This window comes from Kribbella koreensis (genome assembly GCF_039525325.1).
GTDB classification, from domain to species: domain Bacteria; phylum Actinomycetota; class Actinomycetes; order Propionibacteriales; family Kribbellaceae; genus Kribbella; species Kribbella koreensis.
On the sequence record NZ_BAAAHK010000003.1, the window covers coordinates 204,330 to 224,475 of the forward strand.

The 20,146-nt window shown below is 69.2% G+C and carries 13 protein-coding genes; 8 read left to right on the plus strand and 5 right to left on the minus strand.

Annotated elements, in window-relative coordinates:
* The first annotated feature begins 35 nt into the window (after positions 1 to 35).
* Together ABD116_RS04880 and ABD116_RS04885 are read left to right on the plus strand one after the other, a co-directional pair.
* A complete protein-coding gene (locus ABD116_RS04880; RefSeq protein ID WP_343965220.1) occupies positions 36 to 908 on the plus strand; it encodes a carbohydrate kinase family protein in 873 nt (290 codons plus the stop codon).
* The gene (locus tag ABD116_RS04885; RefSeq protein WP_343965222.1) at positions 901 to 1,842 is read left to right on the plus strand and encodes a pseudouridine-5'-phosphate glycosidase; all 942 of its coding nucleotides are present in this window, start codon (positions 901 to 903) and stop codon (positions 1,840 to 1,842) included. The genes ABD116_RS04880 and ABD116_RS04885 overlap by 8 nt, the downstream gene beginning before the upstream one ends.
* Here the strand turns inward: ABD116_RS04885 and ABD116_RS04890 are convergent.
* On the minus strand, positions 1,795 to 2,427 hold the full coding sequence (locus tag ABD116_RS04890; protein ID WP_343965224.1) for a DUF2461 family protein: 633 nt from the start codon (positions 2,425 to 2,427) through the stop codon (positions 1,795 to 1,797). The two genes, ABD116_RS04885 and ABD116_RS04890, sit on opposite strands and share 48 nt — an antisense overlap.
* 106 nt (positions 2,428 to 2,533) lie before the next feature.
* Here ABD116_RS04890 and ABD116_RS04895 point away from each other — a divergent pair, with 106 nt between their 5' ends.
* On the plus strand, positions 2,534 to 3,730 hold the full coding sequence (locus ABD116_RS04895) for a hypothetical protein (protein ID WP_343965227.1): 1,197 nt from the start codon (positions 2,534 to 2,536) through the stop codon (positions 3,728 to 3,730).
* A gap of 3 nt (positions 3,731 to 3,733) precedes the next feature.
* Here the strand turns inward: ABD116_RS04895 and ABD116_RS04900 are convergent, their stop codons facing one another.
* Complete coding sequence (locus ABD116_RS04900) at positions 3,734 to 5,101, minus strand: serine/threonine-protein kinase (protein ID WP_343965229.1); 1,368 nt, start codon at positions 5,099 to 5,101, stop codon at positions 3,734 to 3,736.
* Between the two features lie 22 nt (positions 5,102 to 5,123).
* On the opposite strand from ABD116_RS04900, the gene ABD116_RS04905 reads away from it, so the two are divergent.
* Positions 5,124 to 5,696 carry an RNA polymerase sigma factor gene (locus tag ABD116_RS04905; RefSeq protein WP_343965231.1) on the plus strand — a complete coding sequence of 191 codons (573 nt, stop codon included), beginning with the start codon at positions 5,124 to 5,126 and terminating at the stop codon, positions 5,694 to 5,696.
* Here the strand turns inward: ABD116_RS04905 and qcrB are convergent.
* Positions 5,687 to 7,216, minus strand: a complete 1,530-nt coding sequence (gene qcrB, locus ABD116_RS04910) for a cytochrome bc1 complex cytochrome b subunit (protein WP_343965233.1) — start codon at positions 7,214 to 7,216, stop codon at positions 5,687 to 5,689. The two genes, ABD116_RS04905 and qcrB, sit on opposite strands and share 10 nt — an antisense overlap.
* Before the next feature lie 123 nt (positions 7,217 to 7,339).
* Between qcrB and ABD116_RS04915 the strand changes: the two genes are divergently transcribed.
* A complete protein-coding gene (locus ABD116_RS04915; protein WP_343965235.1) occupies positions 7,340 to 8,128 on the plus strand; it encodes an isocitrate lyase/PEP mutase family protein in 789 nt (262 codons plus the stop codon).
* On the opposite strand, the gene ABD116_RS04920 is transcribed toward ABD116_RS04915, so the two are convergent.
* The gene (locus tag ABD116_RS04920) at positions 8,125 to 10,884 is read right to left on the minus strand and encodes an ATP-binding protein (RefSeq protein ID WP_343965237.1); all 2,760 of its coding nucleotides are present in this window, start codon (positions 10,882 to 10,884) and stop codon (positions 8,125 to 8,127) included. The genes ABD116_RS04915 and ABD116_RS04920 overlap by 4 nt on opposite strands.
* 108 nt (positions 10,885 to 10,992) lie before the next feature.
* Here ABD116_RS04920 and ABD116_RS04925 point away from each other — a divergent pair, with 108 nt between their 5' ends.
* Positions 10,993 to 11,559, plus strand: coding sequence for a hypothetical protein (locus tag ABD116_RS04925; protein WP_343965239.1), 567 nt, complete (start codon positions 10,993 to 10,995; stop codon positions 11,557 to 11,559).
* Positions 11,560 to 11,570: 11 nt separating this feature from the next.
* Here ABD116_RS04925 and ABD116_RS04930 read toward each other — a convergent pair whose 3' ends face one another.
* On the minus strand, positions 11,571 to 13,727 hold the full coding sequence (locus ABD116_RS04930) for an MMPL family transporter (protein ID WP_343965241.1): 2,157 nt from the start codon (positions 13,725 to 13,727) through the stop codon (positions 11,571 to 11,573).
* 345 nt (positions 13,728 to 14,072) lie between these two features.
* Here ABD116_RS04930 and ABD116_RS04935 point away from each other — a divergent pair, with 345 nt between their 5' ends.
* Positions 14,073 to 17,420 (plus strand): S8 family serine peptidase, encoded by a 3,348-nt coding sequence (locus ABD116_RS04935; protein ID WP_343965243.1) that lies wholly within the window; start codon positions 14,073 to 14,075, stop codon positions 17,418 to 17,420.
* Positions 17,421 to 17,573: 153 nt separating this feature from the next.
* Positions 17,574 to 20,141 carry a S8 family serine peptidase gene (locus ABD116_RS04940; RefSeq protein ID WP_343965245.1) on the plus strand — a complete coding sequence of 856 codons (2,568 nt, stop codon included), beginning with the start codon at positions 17,574 to 17,576 and terminating at the stop codon, positions 20,139 to 20,141.
* The last annotated feature ends 5 nt before the right edge of the window (positions 20,142 to 20,146 follow it).

Below are 20,146 nucleotides of genomic sequence, written 5' to 3' on the forward strand. Positions count from 1 at the left end.
CTCACTCGGTGCCGGCCGTCGCCTAGGGTGGTCTCGTGACCCTTGTCTGCATCGGCGACCTGGTCGAGGACGTCGTGGTCTGGTCAGCCGACGCGACGCGGCCGGGGACGGACAATCCGGCGCGGATCCAGCGCACGCGGGGCGGCGCGGCCTCCAACGTCGCCGTCTTCGCGAGCAGTCTCGGTACGCCGGTACGCTTCATCGGCCGAGTCGGCGACGACCCGGCGGGCGAGACCCTGGTACGCGACCTGATCACCGCAGGCGTCGACCCGAAGGTCCAGCGCCAAGGCCGCACCGGCACCATCGTCATCCTCGTCGACGCCACCGGCGAACGCACGATGTTCCCCGATCGGGCCGCCGCCGCCGAACTCGCCGACGTCCCGGACGAGTGGCTCTCCGGCGCCGCGGCGTACCACCTCTCGGCGTACTCGCTGACCGGACCGTCCTGGCCGGTTCTCCGCCGGGCCGCGGAGCTCGCCCGTGCCGACGACGCGATCCTCAGCATCGATGCCGCTTCGGTCGCGCTCATCGACTCCATCGGGCCGGCGAAGTTCCGCGCCTTGATCAGGACGCTGCGACCCACGTACCTCTTCGCGAACGGTGTCGAGGCCGACGCCGGCTCGCTGCGCGATCTCGCCGGCCCCGATACGACGGTCGTCGTCAAGAACGGCATGGAGCCCACCGAGATCCTTGCTTCGGGCAACGAGTCCGCGACCGTCCGGCCCGCGCCGGCCGACGAGGTGCTGGACACGACCGGCGCCGGCGACGCTTTCGCTGCGGCGTTCCTCAGCGCAGTACTGGACGATGCCGGCCCCGTTGCGGCGGTTGAAGCCGGCCATGACCTCGCCAGAAGGGTTCTCACCCAGCCTGGCGCCGTTCTGAACGACCAAGGAGCTGCTCGTGACTGACATCGTCTTCTCCGATGAGGTGGCGCAGGCCCTGGCCGCCGGCCGCGCCGTCGTCGCGCTCGAATCGACCATCTTCTCCAACCTCGGTCTGCCCGCTCCTGCCAACGCCGAGGCGCTCAGGCTCTGCAAGCAAGCCGTCGACGACCAGGGCGCTACCCCCGCAGTAGCCGCCATCCTCGACGGCCGCCCTCATCTCGGCCTCACTCCGGACCAGGAAAAGCGTGTCCTGCAAGGCAAACGGAAGGTCGCCGAACGCGATCTGCCGGTCGCCCGCGCCCAGAAGTGGGACGTCGGCGTCACCACAGTCTCGGCCACGGTCGCCCTCGCTCATGCGGCCGGGATCTCGGTCTTCGCCACCGGCGGCATCGGCGGCGTCCACCGCGGCTCCGAACTCACCGGCGACATCTCAGCCGACCTCGACGCGATCGCCGGCCACCCCGTCATCACCGTCTCCGCCGGCGCCAAGGCGTTCCTCGACCTGCCGCGCACACTCGAGTACCTCGAGACCGCCGGCGTACCGGTCCTCGGCTGGCAACACGACTGGTTCCCCGCCTTCTACACCCGCTCGAGCGGCCTGCCGATCCCCCACCGGGTCGAGGACGAACAGACAGTCTGCGCCGTACTCCGCTACCGCACCCGCCCATCCACCGGCGTCCTCCTCACCGTCCCCATCCCCGAAGCCGACGAGATCCCGGCCGAACGAATCACCGCCGTCCTGACCGCCGCCCTCACCGCAAGCACCACCGCCGGCATCACCGGCCCTGCCGTCACCCCGTACGTCCTGGCCCAGATCGAGAAGCAGACAGACGGCGAAAGCATCCCCGCCAACCTCGCCCTGGCCCGCAACAACGCCACCATCGCCGCCCGGATAGCCGTCGCCCTGACCTCAGGCCAACGCGACGTGATTGACCAGCCAGCGAGTCAACGGCCGTAGCTGAGTGAAGGTGTCATGCACCCGCTCAACCGCAGCCTCTGTATGAATCCAGTCGTCACACCCGAGGTGCCGGCCCGCGATCAGCGTCCTGTGCCGCAGCAGCTGCGCCCGCGGATGATCAGCCGGATACCCCCGGAGCGGCCGCTTCAGCAGATCCCCCGAGATCTCGAACCCCTGCCGCTCGAGCTTCCGGACAACAGCCGCCAACCGAGGACCAGACGTCGAGTCAGCCACCGCCGTCCGGTACCGCTCGATCTGCTCCGACGGCGCGTACCACCAAGCCGCGCTGACCCCCAGCCCATCCAGATCGAAGCGCAACGACAGCTCCACATTCCGCCCCAACCGAACAATCGCCCCCTGCCGCTGCCACGCCTCCAACATCACCCCGCCGTACCGCCACACCGCGAAGTCCTCATAGGTGGCATCCCGATCAGCCACCGCACTCAGCAACCCGACCATCGGCCGCCGAACCAACTCCTCCCGCTCCCGCCGACACCGCTCCCTCACCTCAACCGACGGCACACCATCCAGTTCGAGTAGTACGTCGAAGGCTGCCCTCGGCCATCCCGCGAATCCACCGGTCACAACTCGCACCCTATGCAGTCATTTCCAGGTCTCGTGAACCGATCGTGTCGGCCCACCATCTAAGCCCCCTGTTACGACAAACTGTGGACTCACTCGGAGGGGCGTTATGAAGCGGAACATCAAGTTGGCGGGGCTGGTGGCTGGGGTTTCGGTGGGCGCTGTGGTGGCGGGGATCGTGGTTGCGGCGCAGCAGACGCCGACGTTGGCGTCGGCGTCTGGGGACGGCAGTCTCAAGCCGATCGACAGCGTGAGCAAGCCGGTGGCCAAGCCGTCGACGCCGTCCACGACGACGAGTCGGCCGTCCTCGGCCAAGCCGGGTGAATCGGGTACGTCGTCCGGGGCGGTCAAGCAGACGATCGATCTGGGCAAGCTCAAGCAGGGGGCCGCGCCGGCCACGTCGTACGTCGATGGGCGGACCGTGCACCTCGGTGGTGGCAAGTTCACCCTGCCGGCCTCGGATGGGCCGGTCTGGGATGTTGCGCGGACAGGGAACGGCGCCCTCGTGCTGCATCGGCCGAAGGACGACGGGAAGGCAGTGCTCACCGCCTGGACCAACGGCACCCGCGGTGAATCCGTCAACGACGTCACGACGGTCGCCTCCTCGGCCGACCAGAAGAGCAGCGCGTACGGCGTACAGCCGACGACTGCCGACGGCACCGAGCTTGCGAAGTTCACGCTCGCCTGGCGTGACAACCCCAGTGGCGAGACGTACTCCCTGCAGGTCAACGGCCAGCACGAGCCGATCGTGCTCGCGGTCCAGGGCAGCGAGGTCTACTTCAGCGCGTCGAACAAGAGCGAGAAGGAGAGCCTCTACAAGTGGACGGCCGGCGACGACGCGGCCAAGCCCGTCAACGCCGTACCGGATCCGTCGGCCGTGTCGCCGGACCTCAAGCTCGCGGCGTCGATCGTCTCGACGACCGACGACGGCAGCTGCACCGCGCTGATCGATCTCGCGACGGCCAGGAAGAGCTGGGCCACCTGCGAGTACGCCGTGGACGAGCTCCTCACCGGTAGCTCCTACGCGCTCGGTGGACCGGCCTACCGCGACGGCTACGGCGACGGCCTGTTCGCCGCGATCGACGTACGGACCGGCCACGCCGTGCGCGAGTGGTCGGGCGCCTCCTCGGTCGCGATCATCTCCACCGTGATGGAGGATGCCAACCACATCCTGGTACTGGCCGAGCACGGGGGTAAGACCGCCATCGCCCGGTGCGCGCCCGCGACCGGCGCCTGCGAGCTCGCCACCCCGTTGAAGAAGGGCACCGGCGACGAGGACAACCGGCCGTACCAACTAGGCCACTGAGCCTTATTTCTTGGGGTTGTAGGCCAGCGAGTCGAGTACTCGCTCGGCCTGCGCCCCGTCCTCGGCGCGCACCTGGATCCGCACCAGCGCACCGTCGATCTGCTGCACCCGCTCAAAGGTCGTCATTCCCGCCGGACAGCCGACGTACTTCGCAGTCGCGGTGAACGGCTTGTCGACCCGCTCCGCCGACTCCGCGCACCCCGCCGGACCAGGCAGCGCGGCCGACGACGGCAACGACCCCGGTGGCAGCACGCCCGCGAAGACGCCCGACACCTTCGCATCGGACTTGCTCCACTTGCTGTTGTCGGCACTCACCAGCAAACCGGGAAGCGGACTCGCCGCCCCCTCCGGCTGCCAACCGTCGCCGCTGCGGGTGCGCGCCCACTCCCGAGGAAGCTCGACCGACAGGACCTGCTGTTGATCCACGACCCGCACACGTTGCCGCTGGACGCCGTACTGCCAGCCCAGATAGCCGCCGGTACCACCCAACAGCGCGGCCGCGATCGTTGCCGCCAGCCACGGATTGAGCGAAAGCCGACGCCGGGCGGGGACGACCTCCAGCGCAGCAGCCGTCCGCAGCGCCTCGGCGAACGACTGGACATCCGGCCAGCGCTCCTCCCGGTCCTGGCTCAGCCCACGCCGGATCACCTCGTCCACCTCGACCGGTACGTCGTCGCGAACCGTCCGCAACGAATCCGGCGGCCCAGCGACAGTCAGCACCGCTGCAAGGGTCGTCGCACCGTACGGCGGCTTGCCGGCCAGCGCGGCGTACGTGACGGCCGCCAACGCATAGAGATCAGCCCGCGGATCGAGGACGTCGCCGCGGACCTGCTCGGGCGCGACGTACGCCGGAGTCCCACTCGGCATCGTCACCCGCGACACCGCTTCGAGCGACTTGCCCAGACCCAGATCGCCGAGCATGGCCCGCTCGCCGGTCGGCGTACTGCGGAACAGCACGTTCTCCGGCTTCACGTCCCGATGCAGGACACCGCGATTGTGCAGCTCCTGCAGCCCGGCGCTGACGTTCGAGATCACCTCGACCGCGTCGGCCAGCGGGAGCGGGCCGGTCTTGATCCGGTCGGCCAGCGATCCACGGTCGGCATAGGTCAGTACCAGGAAAGGCCGGTCGTCGTCGGTGGTACCGATGTCGTGGACGCCGACGACGTACGGCGACTCCACCTTGCGCAGGAACCGGCCCTCCTCGACGAACCGGCGGCGGACGTCGAGATCGTCGACCCAGTGCTCGGCCAGCACCTTCACCGCGACCTCGGCGTCGAGCTCTTCGTCGCGAACCAGCCAGACAGCAGCGAATCCACCACTGCCGAGCCGCCGGATCACGGCGTACCGGCCAAAATGAGAGGGCTGAACCATGTCAGTCATTATCCTCAAGCCCATGGTCACCGACGCGGACGCGCTCGACGAACTGGCGCGGCGCGCTGCCCAGGACCCTGCCTCGCTGGACGAGCTGATCCGGCAGGTGCAGCCGCAGGTGATGCGGATCTGCCAGCGGGTGCTGCCGTTCCGCGCCGACGCCGAGGACGCCTGTCAGGACGCGCTGCTGTCGATCGCGACGAAGCTCGGCACGTTCAACGGCCGGAGCCGGTTCAGCACCTGGGTGCATGTGGTCGCGTCGAACGCCGCCCGCGAGACCTACCGGCGCTTGAAGCGGCGGGCTGTCGAGAACACCGCGGCCTGGCAGGACGACGATCGCCCGGCCCGGTACGACCGTCCCGACCCGCGCACGACCAGCGTCGTCGCCGGCACTCGACTGGATCTGCTCGACGCACTCGAGCAGCTGGAGATCGATCTGCCCGAGACGGTCACGGCGGTCGTACTACGCGACATCTACGAGCTGAGCTACGACGAGATCGCCGAGCAGGTCGGCATCCCGGTGGGCACGGTGAAGTCGCGGATCAGCCGTGCCCGCGTCTCGCTCAAGGCGCACCTGCTCCCCCGTCAGGACTGATCCGGGCCCGGCCCGACGGCGGCCTTCGAAGGGGCCGGAGGCAACGAGTTGTCCTCCGGCGCCGGAGTCAGCCGATCCTGGTCGAAGAAGTTGGCCAGCCGGACCTGCAGCCGTCGCGCGGCGGAGTAGTTGGGAGCAAGCGGCAGGGCCGGGACGCGAACGAAGCCTGCCAGGCGATAACGCCGGTACGCATCGACCGGACGATGGTCCTCGACGTACCCGCCGTTCGGCAGCCGGACGACCCGGCCGGTCTCGGCTCCCTCCACGGCCACGTCCAGATCGTGTTCCTGCAGCCCGACGCAGATGCGACGGGTCAGGACCAGCGCGGCCGGCGGACCGACGATCACGAGCACCTGCAACAGGTGGATGATCCAGTTGAACGAGGTGTGGAACATGACGGCCATCGTGTCGGCGCCGGCGGCGGCCCACAGGATGCCGTAGAAGACGATGCCGGCGACACCGATGCCGGTCCGGATCGGGTTGTTGCGAGGCCGGTCGAGCAGGTTCTGATCCGCCTTGTCACCGACGACCCAGTCCTCGATGAAGGGGTAGACGGCGAAGAGCACGAGGAACAGGCTGCAGACCACAACTGGTACCAGGATGGCGAGCGTGAGGGTCCGGCCCCCGACCTCGACCTCCCAGCCGGGCATCAGCCGGAGGCCGCCGTCCACGAAGGCGAGGTACCACGCCGGGCCGATCCCGGCCGAGGCGTTGGCCGGGTCCGCCGGGCCGTACATCCAGATCGGGTTGATGGTGGCCGTGACGCCCATCACCAGCGAGACGCCGACCACGAAGCAGAACAGGCCGGCACTCTTGACTGCGGCCACCGCCGCCGAGTTCCCGACGATGTTGTCGTTCGTTCGCCCGGGTCCGGGGTACTGAGCGGGCTGGTGCTTGAGCGCGAGGACCCCGGCGACGATGAAGAGGACAACGAGTACGGCGGGCAGCACGTACACGTGCAACGGATAGAACAGCCTGAGGACGTCACCCGGGAACTGCCCGTTGAACAGGATGGCCGAGATGTCCGAGCCCAAGAACGGGATGGACTTCACCACACCGTCGATGACCGAGAGGCTCGAGCCCGACAACATGTCGTCCGGGAGCGATGTACCGGTCTGAGCCGCGCCCAGCGTGGTGATGAACAGTCCGAAGACCACCAGCCAGCTCAGCCGCCGCGGCCGACGGAAGCCGCCGGTGAAGAACAGCCGCAGCAACTGCAGCATGATCGCCGCCACCATCAGCAGGGACGCCCAGTGGTGGACCTGACGGATCAGCAGTCCGGCACGCATCTCGAAGCTGATGTGCAGGGTCGAATCCAGCGCCCGCGACATCGACACCCCGCGCAGGGGCGCGTACGGGCCGTCATAGACGACGTGCTCGATCGACGGATCGTAGGGGACCATCAGCACCACGCCGCTGATCGTCACCACGATGAAGCTGTAGAAGGCGATCTGGCCGAACAACAGCGACCAGTGGTCGGGGAACACCCTCCCCCGCAGGTTGCTCAACCAGCGCTGCATCGACTCTGGTCCTCTCGTCGTCGCGAACCGGGCTCATACATACGACCGATCAGCGCCCCGATTCGTGACATCGCGGGCCGCCAGGAGTAAAGCTGTGAAGGCTGATCGCGGAGAGGGAGGGGCATGACAGTGGTCCAGAACACAGAGCTACGGCACCGTTGCGAGCTGCTCAGGTCGCTGCATCTACCTGGCACTCCCCTGCTCCTCCCGAACGTCTGGGACGCGGCGACGGCCCGCGCGGTGGTCACCGCGGGTTTCCCGGTCGTCGCGACCACGAGCGGTGGAGTGGCCGCGACGCTCGGCTACGAGGACCAGGAGGGCGCGCCTGCCGAGGAGATGTTCGGCGCGGCGGCCCGGATCGTCCGAGCTGTAGAGGTGCCCGTCACGGTGGATGCGGAGGCCGGCTACGGCATGGAGCCGACCGCCCTGGTGGCGGCGCTGCAGTCCCTCGGCGCGGCCGGCTGCAACCTGGAGGACACCGATCACCGCAACGGCGGTTTCCGTACTACGGATCAGCAGGCAACCTGGCTGGCCGCGGTTCGCCGGGCCGCGGTCGAGGCCGACTATCCGTTCGTCATCAACGCCCGGGTCGATGTCTTCCTCGGCCCGCTGCTCGCCGGTGCCGACGCCGAGGCGCTGGCGAAGCTGGTACCGGAGGCTGTCGAACGCGGGACCGCCTACGCCGAGGCAGGCGCCGACTGCGTCTACCCCATCGGTCTGTGGGAGCCGGACGCGCTCCAGGACTTCATCGAGCAGGTCGGGAGCCCCGTCAATGTCGTCCGGCTGCCGCAGACGCCACCCGTGGACCAGCTGGCAGCGCTTGGTGTGGCGCGGGTGAGTTGGGGTCCGTTCCTGCACTACGCCGCGATGGCGGGCTTCGCGGACCAGCTCGGATCGCTGTCAGCGGGTTAGGCCGATTCGAGCCGGCTCAGCGGTACGCGGCCGAGCTCCTTGCGCGAACTGATCTCAAGCTTCGCGAACACCTTCCGCAGGTGCCAGTCCACGGTGTGCCGGCTGATGTACAGCTCCGCGCCGATCTCGGGGTTGGACAGGCCCTCTCGCGCAAGCCGCGCGATCTGCGACTCCTGGTTGGTGAGCAGTCCGCGGGTGCGGTCGCCGCGACCGTGTGCCGATCCGCCGGCGGCGAGCAGCTCGCGCCGGGCGCGATCGGCGAACGCCTCGGCTCCGATCTGGCCGAACAGGTCATGAGCGGCCCGGAGCTGCTGGCGTGCGTCGTTGCGCCGCGACTCCCGGCGCAACCACTCGCCGTACAGCAGGCGCGCGCGGCCGAGATGGACGGTGACGCGGGTCTGCTCGAGTCGCTCGATCGCCTCCCGGTAGAGCGCTTCGGCGGCCGGACCATCGCTCATCAGCGCGCGCGACCAGGCCTGTACGCCGATCGCCCAGTCCGTGCCGGCGGCCGTGGTTCGTTCCCGTAGTCGTCGCAGAGCGGCAGCAGCCTCGTCGCGGGCGCCGTTTCGGCAGGCAGCCTCGACCAGCTCGGCCAGAGCGAAGCCGCACAGGCCCAGGTCGTCGTACTCGCAGGCCATCCGGGCCGCGGCCAGCGCGGCGTCGTAGTGCCCGAGGGAGTTGTGCAGGATCGCGTTGATGTACCCGAGGCCGCCGATCCCACGGGCCTCGCCGCGCGCGGTCACGTCCTCGAGGTCGAGCCGGAAGGTGTCCATCAGCTCGGTCGGGTCCATCCCGCGCCAGACGGCGAGCAACATCTTGGGGTAGTTCACGGCCGCGGCACCAGTCGCCCGGCAGATCACCTCGCTCTCCTCCGTCAGCGCCGACGCGGCCGCGAACTCGCCGGCGTGCAGATGCGCGACAGCCCGGTAACCCAGCGCCAGCGGTAGCAACGTGAGCGCGCCGGACTCGCGGCACAGCCGGACTGCCCGGGTAGCCAGCTCATGCCATTTCAGGTCGTCCCACAGATCGCCCGCCACCAGCCACGGCAGCCAGAACCAGCGCAGGACGTCGTTCTCCTCAGCGCCGGCGAACGCGTCGAGGGCAGTTCGCAGGGGCGCCACACCGGCCACATAGCCATCCGTGAACCGGGTCACCAGGCCATCGAGGAGAAGGCCGGCCGGCCGGGACGCGGGCGTTCTGGACAGCGAGATCCGAGCGGCGGTGGCGACCTCACGCGATCCGACCGGGCCATGGAGGCGGCCGGCGTAGATGCTCGCGCCGAGCGCCTCCAGGTAGGTGTCGCGCGCCGTCTCGACATCGAGTGGCGCGAGCTTCTCGGCAGCGGCGAGCAGTACGGGCGGCGCGTCGACGCCGCGGTTGAGGGAGAAGATGATCTGAGCGCGCAGGCGGGCGACCTCGGCGCGACCGAGGTCGTCCATCGGGTACCCCGCTGCCAGCGCCAGCAGGGCCGTGGCGGCATCGAAGGCGCCCGATTCGTACCTCGCCCGGGCGGCGGCGAGAGTCCGCCGTCCACGCCGGCGCGGATCCGGGGTCAACTCGGCGGCGCGCTCGAGGAACGCGGCCGAAGCGGCGATGCCGCCGCGGGCCTTCGCCCGGCCGGCCGACTGCTCCAGCTGATCGGCCACCGACTCGTCCAGGCCGGTGGTCGCATGGCCGCGGTGCCACGCCTGCCGATCGGGTTCGAGTTCCGGATCGATGCCCTCGGCCAACGCACCGTGCACCTGGAGCCGCTCACCCGCGGAAGCGGCCCGGTAGACCGCCGAACGCACCAGCGGATGACGAAACCGCACGTGTACGCCGAGATCGATCAGCCCCTCCTGCTGCGCGGCCGCCGCGGCGTTGGGTCCGAGTCCCAGCAGGGTCGCCGACCGCCACAGCAAGGCCACGTCGCCCATCGGCTCGGCCGCGGCCACCAGCATGAGCCGCCGGGTGTCGGCCGGCAGGGACTCGATCTGCCGCAGGAAGGTCTGCTCGATCTGGGTCGCGAGCGGCGCCGCGTCCGGGAGCTGGTAGCCGCCGGCCAGCTCGGCCGGTGTCAGCCCCCGCGGAAGCTCGAGGAGCGCGAGCGGATTGCCTCTCGACTCCGCGATGATCCGGTCCCGGATCTTCTCGTCCAGGCGCCCCGGCCAGGCCGCGTCCAGCAGCTCACGGGCATCGCTGTACCTGAGTCCGCCGAGCGCCAGTTCCGGCAGCCCGGCCAGCTCCCGCACCTCACTGGCCTGTCGGGTCGCGAGCACGATCCCGACCGACTCGGCCAGCAGCCGCCGGGCGACGAACGCGATCGTCAGCAGCGACTCCCGGTCCAGCCACTGGGCGTCGTCGATCACGCACAGCAGTGGCTGGTCTCCCCCGGCCTCGGCGAGCAGAGCAAGTGTCGCGAGCCCGACGACGAACCGGTCGGCGGGTCCTTGCGTGCCGAGTCCGAACGCGGTGTCGAGCGCGTCCCGTTGCGGCGCGGGCAGCCGGTCCTTCAGTGGGAGCAGCGGCGTGCAGAGCTGGTGCAGTCCGGCGTACGCGAGCTCTGACTCGTACTCCACCCCTGCCACTCGCGCCACCCGGAAACCGGACGCACTGCCCAGCGTGTGCCCCAGCAGAGCGGACTTGCCGATGCCGGGGTCACCGCGCAGGACCAGGACCTCGCTCTGACTAGCTCGCACGTGGTCCAAGAGCCGCTCCACGGACCGGCACTCGGTGTGCCGACCCAATAACCCGTAGCGCGGCTGCTCGGTCAACATGACAGGACGCTACAACGGCCTCCCACCAGCAATCCACGTCCGCGATGTATCCGGACGCCCGTACGGACCTCCGTATCCAGTGAAGGTGCAACACAACGGAGGCGTCAGATGGACAACACGGTCAAGCCAACCACGTCACGGCGGGCGCCGAACGGTCGCGAGGACCGTCCGGCCTGGGGGCAGATCGTTGCGGTGAACATCGCCGAGGCGATCGCCGCCCTGTTCTCGCTGATCGCCGCCTACGGTCTCGCCGAACAACTCGTGGCAGACCAGGAGGCGGCCGGCTCCGCCAAGCTGGCCGACCGCGCGTTCGACTGGTGGATCCTGGACTTCGCCGTCACGCTCAACATGAGCCTGCTCATCGTCGGGGCGGCCGCGGGAGCGGTCGGCAGCGTCATCCGGCAGAGCATGGCGCTGACCCGCCGCTCCAGCAGCGTCGAGGATCGCTCGATCTGGTGGTACGTCCTGCGCCCGCTCTGGTCGGCGCTACTCGGCTCGGTCTCCGTCATCGCCGTCAACACCGGGCTGATCAGCATCGGAGACGAGACCACGTCAAGCGCAGGCATAGCCGTCCTGGTCCTGACCGGCTGCCTGGCCGGCCTGTTCACCGACCAGGTACTCCAGCGCCTCCGCACCATGGTCGACCGCTCCCGCCCCGGCGTACGCCGTCGCTGAACCTCTGTCTGTCAGGTCTTTGCGGAGAAGTCGAGGGGGCGTGGCTCGGCGTCGGCCGGTGCCGGGGTGAGGGAGGACTTCTGGTCCTGGCGGCCCGGCCACCAGGCGGCGTGGCCGATCAGGGCGGTCAGTGCCGGGGTGAAGAACATCGCCATCACGAACGCGGCGACGACGATGCCGAACGAGACCGCGAAGCCCATCTCGGTCAGCAACGAGTTGCCGGCCAGCATCAAGGTGGCGAACGTCGCCGCCAGGATGAATCCGGCCGCCGCCACCGTCGGACCGGCGTGGCGGATCGCCATACTGGCCGCCTCGCGGGGCTCGCGCCCTTCGCGCGCCTCCTCCCGCAGCCGGGAGATCATCAGGATGTTGTAGTCGGTGCCGATGGCAACCACGAACAGGTACATGATCACCGGCAGCATGAACATCAGCCCGGAGTGCCCCTGCCCCCTCTGGAAGATCAGCACGGTCGCGCCGAGCGTGGCGGCGAAGCCGAGACCGACCGAGGCCATCAGGTACCAGGGCGCCACGATGCTGCGCAGCAGGAGCCCGAGGATGACCATGATCAGCAGCGCGGCGAGCGGGAACACCGTGCGGTAGTCGTGGTTCACCGCCGCGTTGATGTCCTTGAAGATCGAGGTCATGCCACCGACCAGCGCCTTCGTGCCGGGCGGCGCCTCGGCGTGCGCGACATCGCGGACATCGCCGACCACGTCGAGCGCCGCGTCGGTGGCCGACCCGTACTTCAGCGTGACCGTGATGTTGGCCGTCTTGCCGTCCTTGCTCAGCGCGGCCGGCGAGACATCCGCGACCCCGGAGACCGCACCGAGCTTCTTCTCGTACGCCGGAAGCGCAGCCTGGTCGATAGCGCTGCCCGAGGTGAGGAGCACCGAGGTCGGCTCCGCGGCGCCGGCCGAGTAGGAGCTCTGCATCTCGGACTGGACGACCATCGACTCCTTGGTCTCCGGCATCGACCCGGCCGCCAGGTCGAACGTCGCCTTGAACCCGAGCGTGCCGAGCGCCAGGGCGACCATGATCACGCCCGAGACAGCGGCGTACAGGCCCGGACGGCGCTGCACGCCACGACCGAGTGCCGCGAAGCGCGCGTTGGTGGGCTCCTTGCGCCACGACTGCTTCGATGGCCAGAACAGCGCCTTCGGCGGGATCAGCGAGCAGACCGCCGGGAACAGCGTCAGCGCGGCGATCAGGGTCACCGCGACGCTGATGGCGAGCGCTGGGCCCATCTGCTGGAGGAAGCCGAGCGTCGACAGCAGTAGCGCGAGGAACGAGATCATCACCGCACCGGCCGCCGAGGCGATCGCCTCACCTACCCGGCCGACCGCGTTGATCATGGCCTGCTTCGGCTCGTCACCCGCCCGCAGCCGCTCGCGGTACCGGAACATCAGGAAGAGGTAGTAGTCGGTGCCGACGCCGAGTAGTACGACGATCAGCAGCGCCGAGATCGAACTGTTCGCCTCCAGTCCGAAGAGCTTGGAGGCGTCCGCGATCAGCGCGTTGGCCGTGGTGGACACCAGAGCGAGCAGGACGACCAGCGGCAGCACCGCGAGGATCGGCGAGCGGAAGATGATCAGCAGCGTCAGCAGGATGATCACGAACGTACCGACGAAGGTCAGCACGTTGGCGCGATTGGACGACTCCTGCTGGTCCAGCCCCTGCGCCGCCGAGCCACCGAGCTTGGCCTCGAGCTGGGTGCCCTTGGTGAGCTCCTTGGCGTCGTTGCGCAGCGCCTTCGCGGCATCCATCTGCTTGGGCTGACCGGCGGTCTCGTCGTTCATCGAGACCAGGCCCATCACGTACTTGCCGTCCTTGGACGGCGGGCCGGGCACGACCTGCTCGACCTGGTCGATCTTCTTGGCGCCCAGCTGGGTGGTGATCCCGGCCGCCGCCTTCAGGTCCTCCGGAGTGAGCTTGCCGCCGTCGGCGCGCTGGTAGAGCACGATCGCCGACGGTGTGAAGCTACTGGGGAAGGCACTCTGCTGCAGCTCGGCAGCCTGGATCGACTCGTAGCTCTTCGGCAGGAAGCTGCTCTCGTCGCTGCTGGACGGCAGGCTGGGCGCGGTGGCGACGACCGCGGCCGCGACGAACACCCAGGCCAGGATGGTCCAGATGGGATGACGGACGACGGCGCGCCCGATGCGATGGAACATGTCGGTCTGCCTCCAGGCAGGAAGTGGTTGCAGGGATCGTGCTGGACCACTGTCGCCAACCCCGCTGACACCGCGCTGACACGGTGTGCCAGCCTTTCGCTCACTCGCTGGAGTCAAGCGCTCGGGTGATACCAGTAGGGGCCGAGGTCTACCCGAGGGGCGAGGTTGGGGCATAACCTCTGCTCAGGCAGGCGCCAGAGGGGGTTGCCTGCCGGTACGCCGGTACCCGGGGGGGATCGGTCACAGGACTGAGGGGTCTGTCAGCGTCACTCTGGGGGGTCGACCGGACGTTCTGCGTGCCACTTCCTCCGCTGACGGCGTCATCTGCCTTCACGGGAGGCCCACATGAGGTCCAGAACCCGGACCCGCAGCAACCGACGCACCACTATCGCCGGCCTGTCCGCCGGCCTGCTGATCGCCGCCACTCTGCCCGCGTTGAGCGCGGGAGCGGCCACCCCCGACCCCAATGGCAAGACCTGGACCGCGACGCCACTGACGCTCGCCGGCACGGTCAATGGCGCCAAGTCGCCCAGTGGCCAGCTCGCCAAGAGCGACCCGGCTCTCGTCAACAGCACGTCGGCGAAGCAGGTCCGCGTGGTCGTCAAGCTCGACTACGACTCGCTGGCCGCCTATCGCGGCGGACTGGCCGGCCTGCCCGGTACCAGCCCGTCGGTGACCGGCAAGCGCCTCGACCCCAAGAGCGCGAACGCGACGAAGTACCTCAAGCATGTGACTGCTGTCGAGGACACCTTCCTGGCTGCGATGCGCGACCGGGTCCCGAGCGCGAAGGCGGGCCAGAAACTGCGGACCGTGTACGGCGGCATCGCGCTGAGCGTGCAGGCGAACAAGGCCCGCGACCTGCTGAAGCTGCCCGGCGTGGCCGCGGTCCAGCAGGACAACCCGCAGCAACTGCTCACCGACTCCAGCGGGGCCTTCATCGGCGCCCCGACGATCTACAACCAGCTCGGTGGCTCGGCCAACTCCGGCAAGGGCATCATCGTCGGCATCCTGGACAGCGGCGCCTGGCCCGAGCACCCGTCGTTCGCCGACCCCGGCAACCTGCCCGCGCCACCGCCAACCACTGATGGCACGCCACGGGTCTGCGACTTCGGCGACAACCCGCTGACCCCGGCCAGCGACGTGTTCGCCTGCAACAACAAGCTGATCGGCGGGCGGCCGTTCCTCGACACCTACAACGCGGTGATCGGCGGCGACGTCTACCCCGACTCCGCGCGTGACTCCAACGGTCACGGCACCCACACCGCCACGACGTCGGCCGGTGGAGCGGTGGCGCACGCCAACCCGCTGGGCATCGACCGGGGCGCGCTCCTCGGTATCGCTCCAGCAGCGTCCGTCTCGGTGTACAAGGTCTGCGGTGCCGAGGGCTGCTTCCCCAGCGACTCGGCAGCGGCCGTCGCGCGGGCCATCCTCGACGGCGTCCGGGTGATCAACTTCTCGATCTCCGGCGGCAGCGACCCGTACTCCGACCCCGTCGAGCTCGCATTCCTGGACGCGTACGCGGCCGGCGTCTTCGTCGCCGCCTCGGCCGGCAACTCCGGCCCGGGCGCGAACACGACCGACCACCGCAGCCCGTGGGTCACCACGGTCGCGGCGTCCACGCAGAGCCGGACCTTCCGCTCGACGGTCACGCTGACCGGCGGCGGTGCCACGGCCACGATCTCCGGTGCGTCCATCACCGCGGGCGTCGGTACGCCGGCACCGGTCGTCGTCGCCGGCTCCACACCGGGGTACACCGACGCGACCTGCAACACGCCCGCACCGGCCGGCACGTTCACCGGCAAGATCGTCGCCTGCCAGTTCACCTCGGGCCGCGTGATGAAGGGCTTCAACATCCTGCAGGGCGGCGCGGTCGGCATGCTGATGTACAACTCCGCACCGTTCGACGTGTTCACCGACAACCACTGGCTGCCGGCCGTCCAGCTCGAGAAGCCTGACGCCGATGCGCTGCTCGCTTTCCTCGCAGCGCACCCCGGTACGACCGCGACGTTCACGCAAGGCACCAAGACCACCTGGCAGGGCGACGTGATGACGTACTTCTCGTCGCGCGGCCCCGGTGGTGACTTCCTCAAGCCCGACGTCACCGCACCCGGCCTGCACATCCTGGCCGGCCTGACGCCGACGCCCGAGTCCCCGGCCGAAGGACCGCCCGGGAACCTGTACCAGGCGATCGCCGGTACTTCGATGTCCTCACCACACGTGGCCGGCGCGGCCGCGCTCGTCTTCGCTCTGCATCCGTCGTGGACGCCGGGCCAGGTCAAGTCCGCGCTGGAGACGACCGGCAAGACCACGGTCAAGAAGCCGGACCGGGTCAGCCAGGCCGACCCGTTCGACATGGGTGGTGGCCGGATCGATCTCACCAAGGCCGGCGACCCCGGTCTGACCATGGACGAGACCGCGGCGAACTACGCGGCCTCGGCCACCGACGCGCTGAACCGGATCGACCTCAACCTGCCGTCGGTGAACGCGCCGACCATGCCAGGCCTGATCACGGCCGAGCGGACGGTCAAGAACGTCACCAACTCCACGCTCACCTTCACCGCCACCGGTACGACGGTCAGCGGCGCGAACATCACGGTGCTGCCGCCGGTGTTCCAGGTGAAGGCCGGCAAGACGCAGAAGCTGACCATCGCGATCACCGCACCCGACCTGCCCGACGGCCAGTACTTCGGCCAGGTCAACCTCAAGCAGGTCGGCGGCAGCCGGGCCCTGCACCTGCCGGTCGCGTTCTTCCGCCAGGAAGGCATCGTGCCGATCGACCAGACCTGCACGCCGTCGAGCATCCCGAAGAACACCGGGGCGTCGACCTGCACCGTCACCGTGCAGAACAACAGCCTGCAGACGACCGACGTCACCGCAGTCAGCACCTTGAGTTCGCAGCTGCGGCTGAACAGCGTGACGGGCGCGACCAAGGTCGGCACCCAGATCGCGACCAAGACGGCGACCCTGGCCGGACGTCAGCCCGACAAACCGGTGATCGCACCTGGTGTTTCGCCGGCGGGCTACCTGCCGCTGGACATCTTCGGCATCACGCCGATCCCGATCGGGGACGAGCAGGCGCTGAACTTCAACGTCGGCGCGTACCAGTTCGCCGGGCAGACCTACAACCGGATCGGCGTGACCTCGGACGGCTACTCGGTCGCGGGCGGCACGACGTCGGGCGACGACGTCCAGTTCCTCCCGCAGACGCTGCCCGACCCCGCTCGTCCGAACAACGTGCTCGCGCCGTACTGGACCGACCTCAACGGCGAGGGAGCGCCGGGCATCCTGGCCGGCAACCTGACCGACGGGGTGAACAACTGGCTGGTGATCGAGTGGCGGGAGTTCCTCTTCGGGACCAACCAGCTGAAGGTGTTCCAGCAGTGGATCGGCACCAACGGCGTCGAGGACATCTCGTTCACCTACGACCCCGGCAACCTGCCGGGTGACCCGGGCGCGGCGTACGGCCTGACGGTCGGCGCCGAGAACGTCGAGGGAACGGCCGGCAGCCAGATCGTCGGCCCGCCGGTCGAGGACTACCGCGTCACCAGCACCCCGGGCGCGCCGGGTGGCTCGATGACGTACTCGATGAACATCAAGGGTGTGCAGAAGGGAACCGGATCGGTGACGACCGGGACCTCCACGCCACTCGTCAAGGGCCTCACCATCGAGGTCGACAAGATCACCGTGAACTGATCTTCGCGACGCTCCGGGCCGGATCCCACGGGGTCCGGCCCGGACGTCGTTCGGATAGCGGCCAACAGGTATCAGCGGCCCCCGTGGCGCACTCATCGCAAGTAGCAGATGCGCACTGGCGCATTCAGGTTCTCTTGCCTAGGGGTGGGCGCAATGTCGTTGAGCGAAAGAGGATTCCCGGAGAGTTTCGATCACCCGGCAGCGGGCGAAAGCACTTTGGTCGCCGAACTGCTGGCGATCCGGTGGCGGGACGGGGCCGAGCGTGCGGGCAAGGAGGAGTTGCTCGCGGCGACCGGGTTCGAGCAGGCGACGATCGGGGAGGCCGGCCGGCCCGTTCTGGCCGTCAATCAGACCGACGGCCTGTGGTGGGTACGCCGCGGCGACGAGTCCGCCGTCGACGAGGAACAGCTTGACCAACTGGGGTCCAGCCCGCTCGTCGAGTGGGTGGCACCGGCGTACCGGTCCGCGGGCGCCGCGCGGGCGGCTGACGAGACGGCGACCGTGGGTGCGGTCTTCACGGTCAACCCGACCAGGCTCTACGTTCGGCAGCAGGTCGTCGATGCGGCAAGGACTGCGGGGACACCAGACCTGGCGCCGGATCCGCAGCGCCGGAGCCGGCTGCCGGAGTACGCCGCGATGCGGGTGACCGACGGTACGGCGTTGTCCGTGGCGGCCAGGCTTGCCGACGCGCCTGAAGCGCGGGGTGTCGCGGGTGCGGCCGTCGTCCGGTTCGAGACCGTGCCGTTCATCTCGCCGACCTGCTCCGTGTCGCCGGCCGCGACGCGCGGCAACTGCAGGCCGCCCGCGGGTGAGTTCGTGCCGAACGATCCGCAGTTCGGCACGCAGTGGGGATTGCAGCGAATGGAGGTGCCTCGGGCATGGCAGATCGTGCGCGGTTCGTCCGATGTCGTTGTCGCGGTGATCGACCAGGGAGTCGAGCTGGGGCACCCCGATCTGCTGTTGTACCCACAGTCCTGGAACGCGTCCTCCGACACCCCCGACGGCAGCCCCACGGGCGACCACGGGACTGCCTGCGCCGGGATCGTCGCAGCTAGGCTCGACAACTCCGAGGGCGTGGCCGGGGTGGCCGGCGGATGCCAGGTGATGGCCATCGCGACCTCGACCTGGGCCGACGTGGACATCGCCGAAGGCCTGTACTTCGCGGCGGACAACGGCGCCAAGGTCGTCTCGATGAGCTTCGGTGTCTACGAGTCGTGGGGTGTCTGGGACTTCGACCTGATCCGCGACGCGCTGCAGTACGCGCACGACCAGGGTCTGCTCCTGGTCGCCGCGTCCGGCAACGAGGACGGCAACATCGCCCGCTTCCCCGGCAGCGATGCACGAACCCTGTGCGTCGGCGGCTCCAACCGCAGCGACGAGCGCAAGCGCACCGGTGACTCGTCCGCCGAGGACTTCTGGGGAGCGTCGTACGGTCCCGACCTCGACGTCGTCGCGCCCTGCCTGGAGATCCCGACGACCGACCGGCTCGGCGGCGACGGGTATGACGCGGGCGACTACTTCGGCTTCTTCAACGGAACGTCGTCGGCAACGCCCGCGGTGGCCGGGCTGGGTGCGCTGGTGTTCAGCCTGCGACCGCAGCTGTCCAACGCCGCCGTCCGGAGCATGATCGAGAGCACCTGCGACAAGATCTCGCCCGCGCTGTACTCCTATGCGAACGTCGCGACCAAGCCGTCCGGCACCTGGAACGAGGAGGTCGGCTACGGCCGGGTCAACGCCGAGCGGCTCCTGCTGACCGCCTGCGCCGCGGACGACGGTGGCGACGACTGCACCGGATGCGGCGACGACTGCCGGAGCCCGCGGCCGGTGCCGTGGCTCCCCTACGACCGCTGCCAGTACTTCTACGAGGCTCGCGTCTTCGACGTCGGCCGGCTCGAGCAGGGCCGGCTGGAGCTCAGGGTCACCTACGAGCACTGCCTCCGGCTGCTCGGCCAGCAACAGGGACCGTTGCTCTACACAACGACCCTGCTACCGGGCGAGAAGGTCGTCCTGTACGAGTACGACCGGTACCGCCGGGTGCGCGCCGAAGAGCAGCGGCTGTCCGTCCACTCATCGTTCCGCCAGACGATGAGCGCGCTGTCGCAGACCCGCCGGTTCGCGTCGGCCACCGCCTACGCCCAGACCCTCGTCGACATCCGTACCTCGGTGGACACCTCGGTGTCGGCCGGTGGTGGCTTGGCCGGGTTCTTCGGCGCACCCACCGCGCAGGGCGAGTTCTCACTGGCCACCGAGACGTCGCTGGCCAGCGGATCGTCGGTGACCGCGGTCGCCGAACAGTTCACCCAGAACGCCATCACGGCGGCGCAGTCCACCGAGACCGAGCGATCGGTCGTCGTATCGACCTTCGAGGAGGCCGAGCACCAGCAGTCGACCCGGCGGGTGCTGCGCAACCGCAACCGTTGCCACGCGGTCACCTACCTGGTCCGTCGTGCCCTCGAGGTCTACGAAGCGCACAGCCGCGTGCTCTCGGTCGAGTGGCGGGTCGGGGACGGGATCTGGCGATCTCTGGGCGACCTGACCCGTGAGGTGGAGAGCTTCCTCAAGGACCTCGGCGACCGGATCCCCCGCCCTGGTGAGGAAGCCCGCGACCAGCGCTGGATCACGCTGCCCACGGACGGAACGCTCTACGAGCCGATGCTCGCCTACTGCTCGTCGTGCGAATCGGAACAATGCGGGGACAGCGAACAGGAGGGCCGTGCCTAGGATTG

Bases quoted from the DNA above. Each gene is read 5' to 3' on its own strand.
- ABD116_RS04930 (WP_343965241.1), bottom strand. From the start codon at position 13,727: ATGTTCCATCGCATCGGGCGCGCCGTCGTCCGTCATCCCATCTGGACC.
- ABD116_RS04940 (WP_343965245.1), top strand. From the start codon at position 17,574: ATGTCGTTGAGCGAAAGAGGATTCCCGGAGAGTTTCGATCACCCGGCA.
- ABD116_RS04895 (WP_343965227.1), top strand. From the start codon at position 2,534: ATGAAGCGGAACATCAAGTTGGCGGGGCTGGTGGCTGGGGTTTCGGTG.
- ABD116_RS04920 (WP_343965237.1), bottom strand. From the start codon at position 10,884: ATGTTGACCGAGCAGCCGCGCTACGGGTTATTGGGTCGGCACACCGAG.
- ABD116_RS04915 (WP_343965235.1), top strand. From the start codon at position 7,340: ATGACAGTGGTCCAGAACACAGAGCTACGGCACCGTTGCGAGCTGCTC.
- qcrB (WP_343965233.1), bottom strand. From the start codon at position 7,216: ATGCAGCGCTGGTTGAGCAACCTGCGGGGGAGGGTGTTCCCCGACCAC.
- ABD116_RS04905 (WP_343965231.1), top strand. From the start codon at position 5,124: ATGGTCACCGACGCGGACGCGCTCGACGAACTGGCGCGGCGCGCTGCC.
- ABD116_RS04900 (WP_343965229.1), bottom strand. From the start codon at position 5,101: ATGGTTCAGCCCTCTCATTTTGGCCGGTACGCCGTGATCCGGCGGCTC.
- ABD116_RS04935 (WP_343965243.1), top strand. From the start codon at position 14,073: ATGAGGTCCAGAACCCGGACCCGCAGCAACCGACGCACCACTATCGCC.
- ABD116_RS04925 (WP_343965239.1), top strand. From the start codon at position 10,993: ATGGACAACACGGTCAAGCCAACCACGTCACGGCGGGCGCCGAACGGT.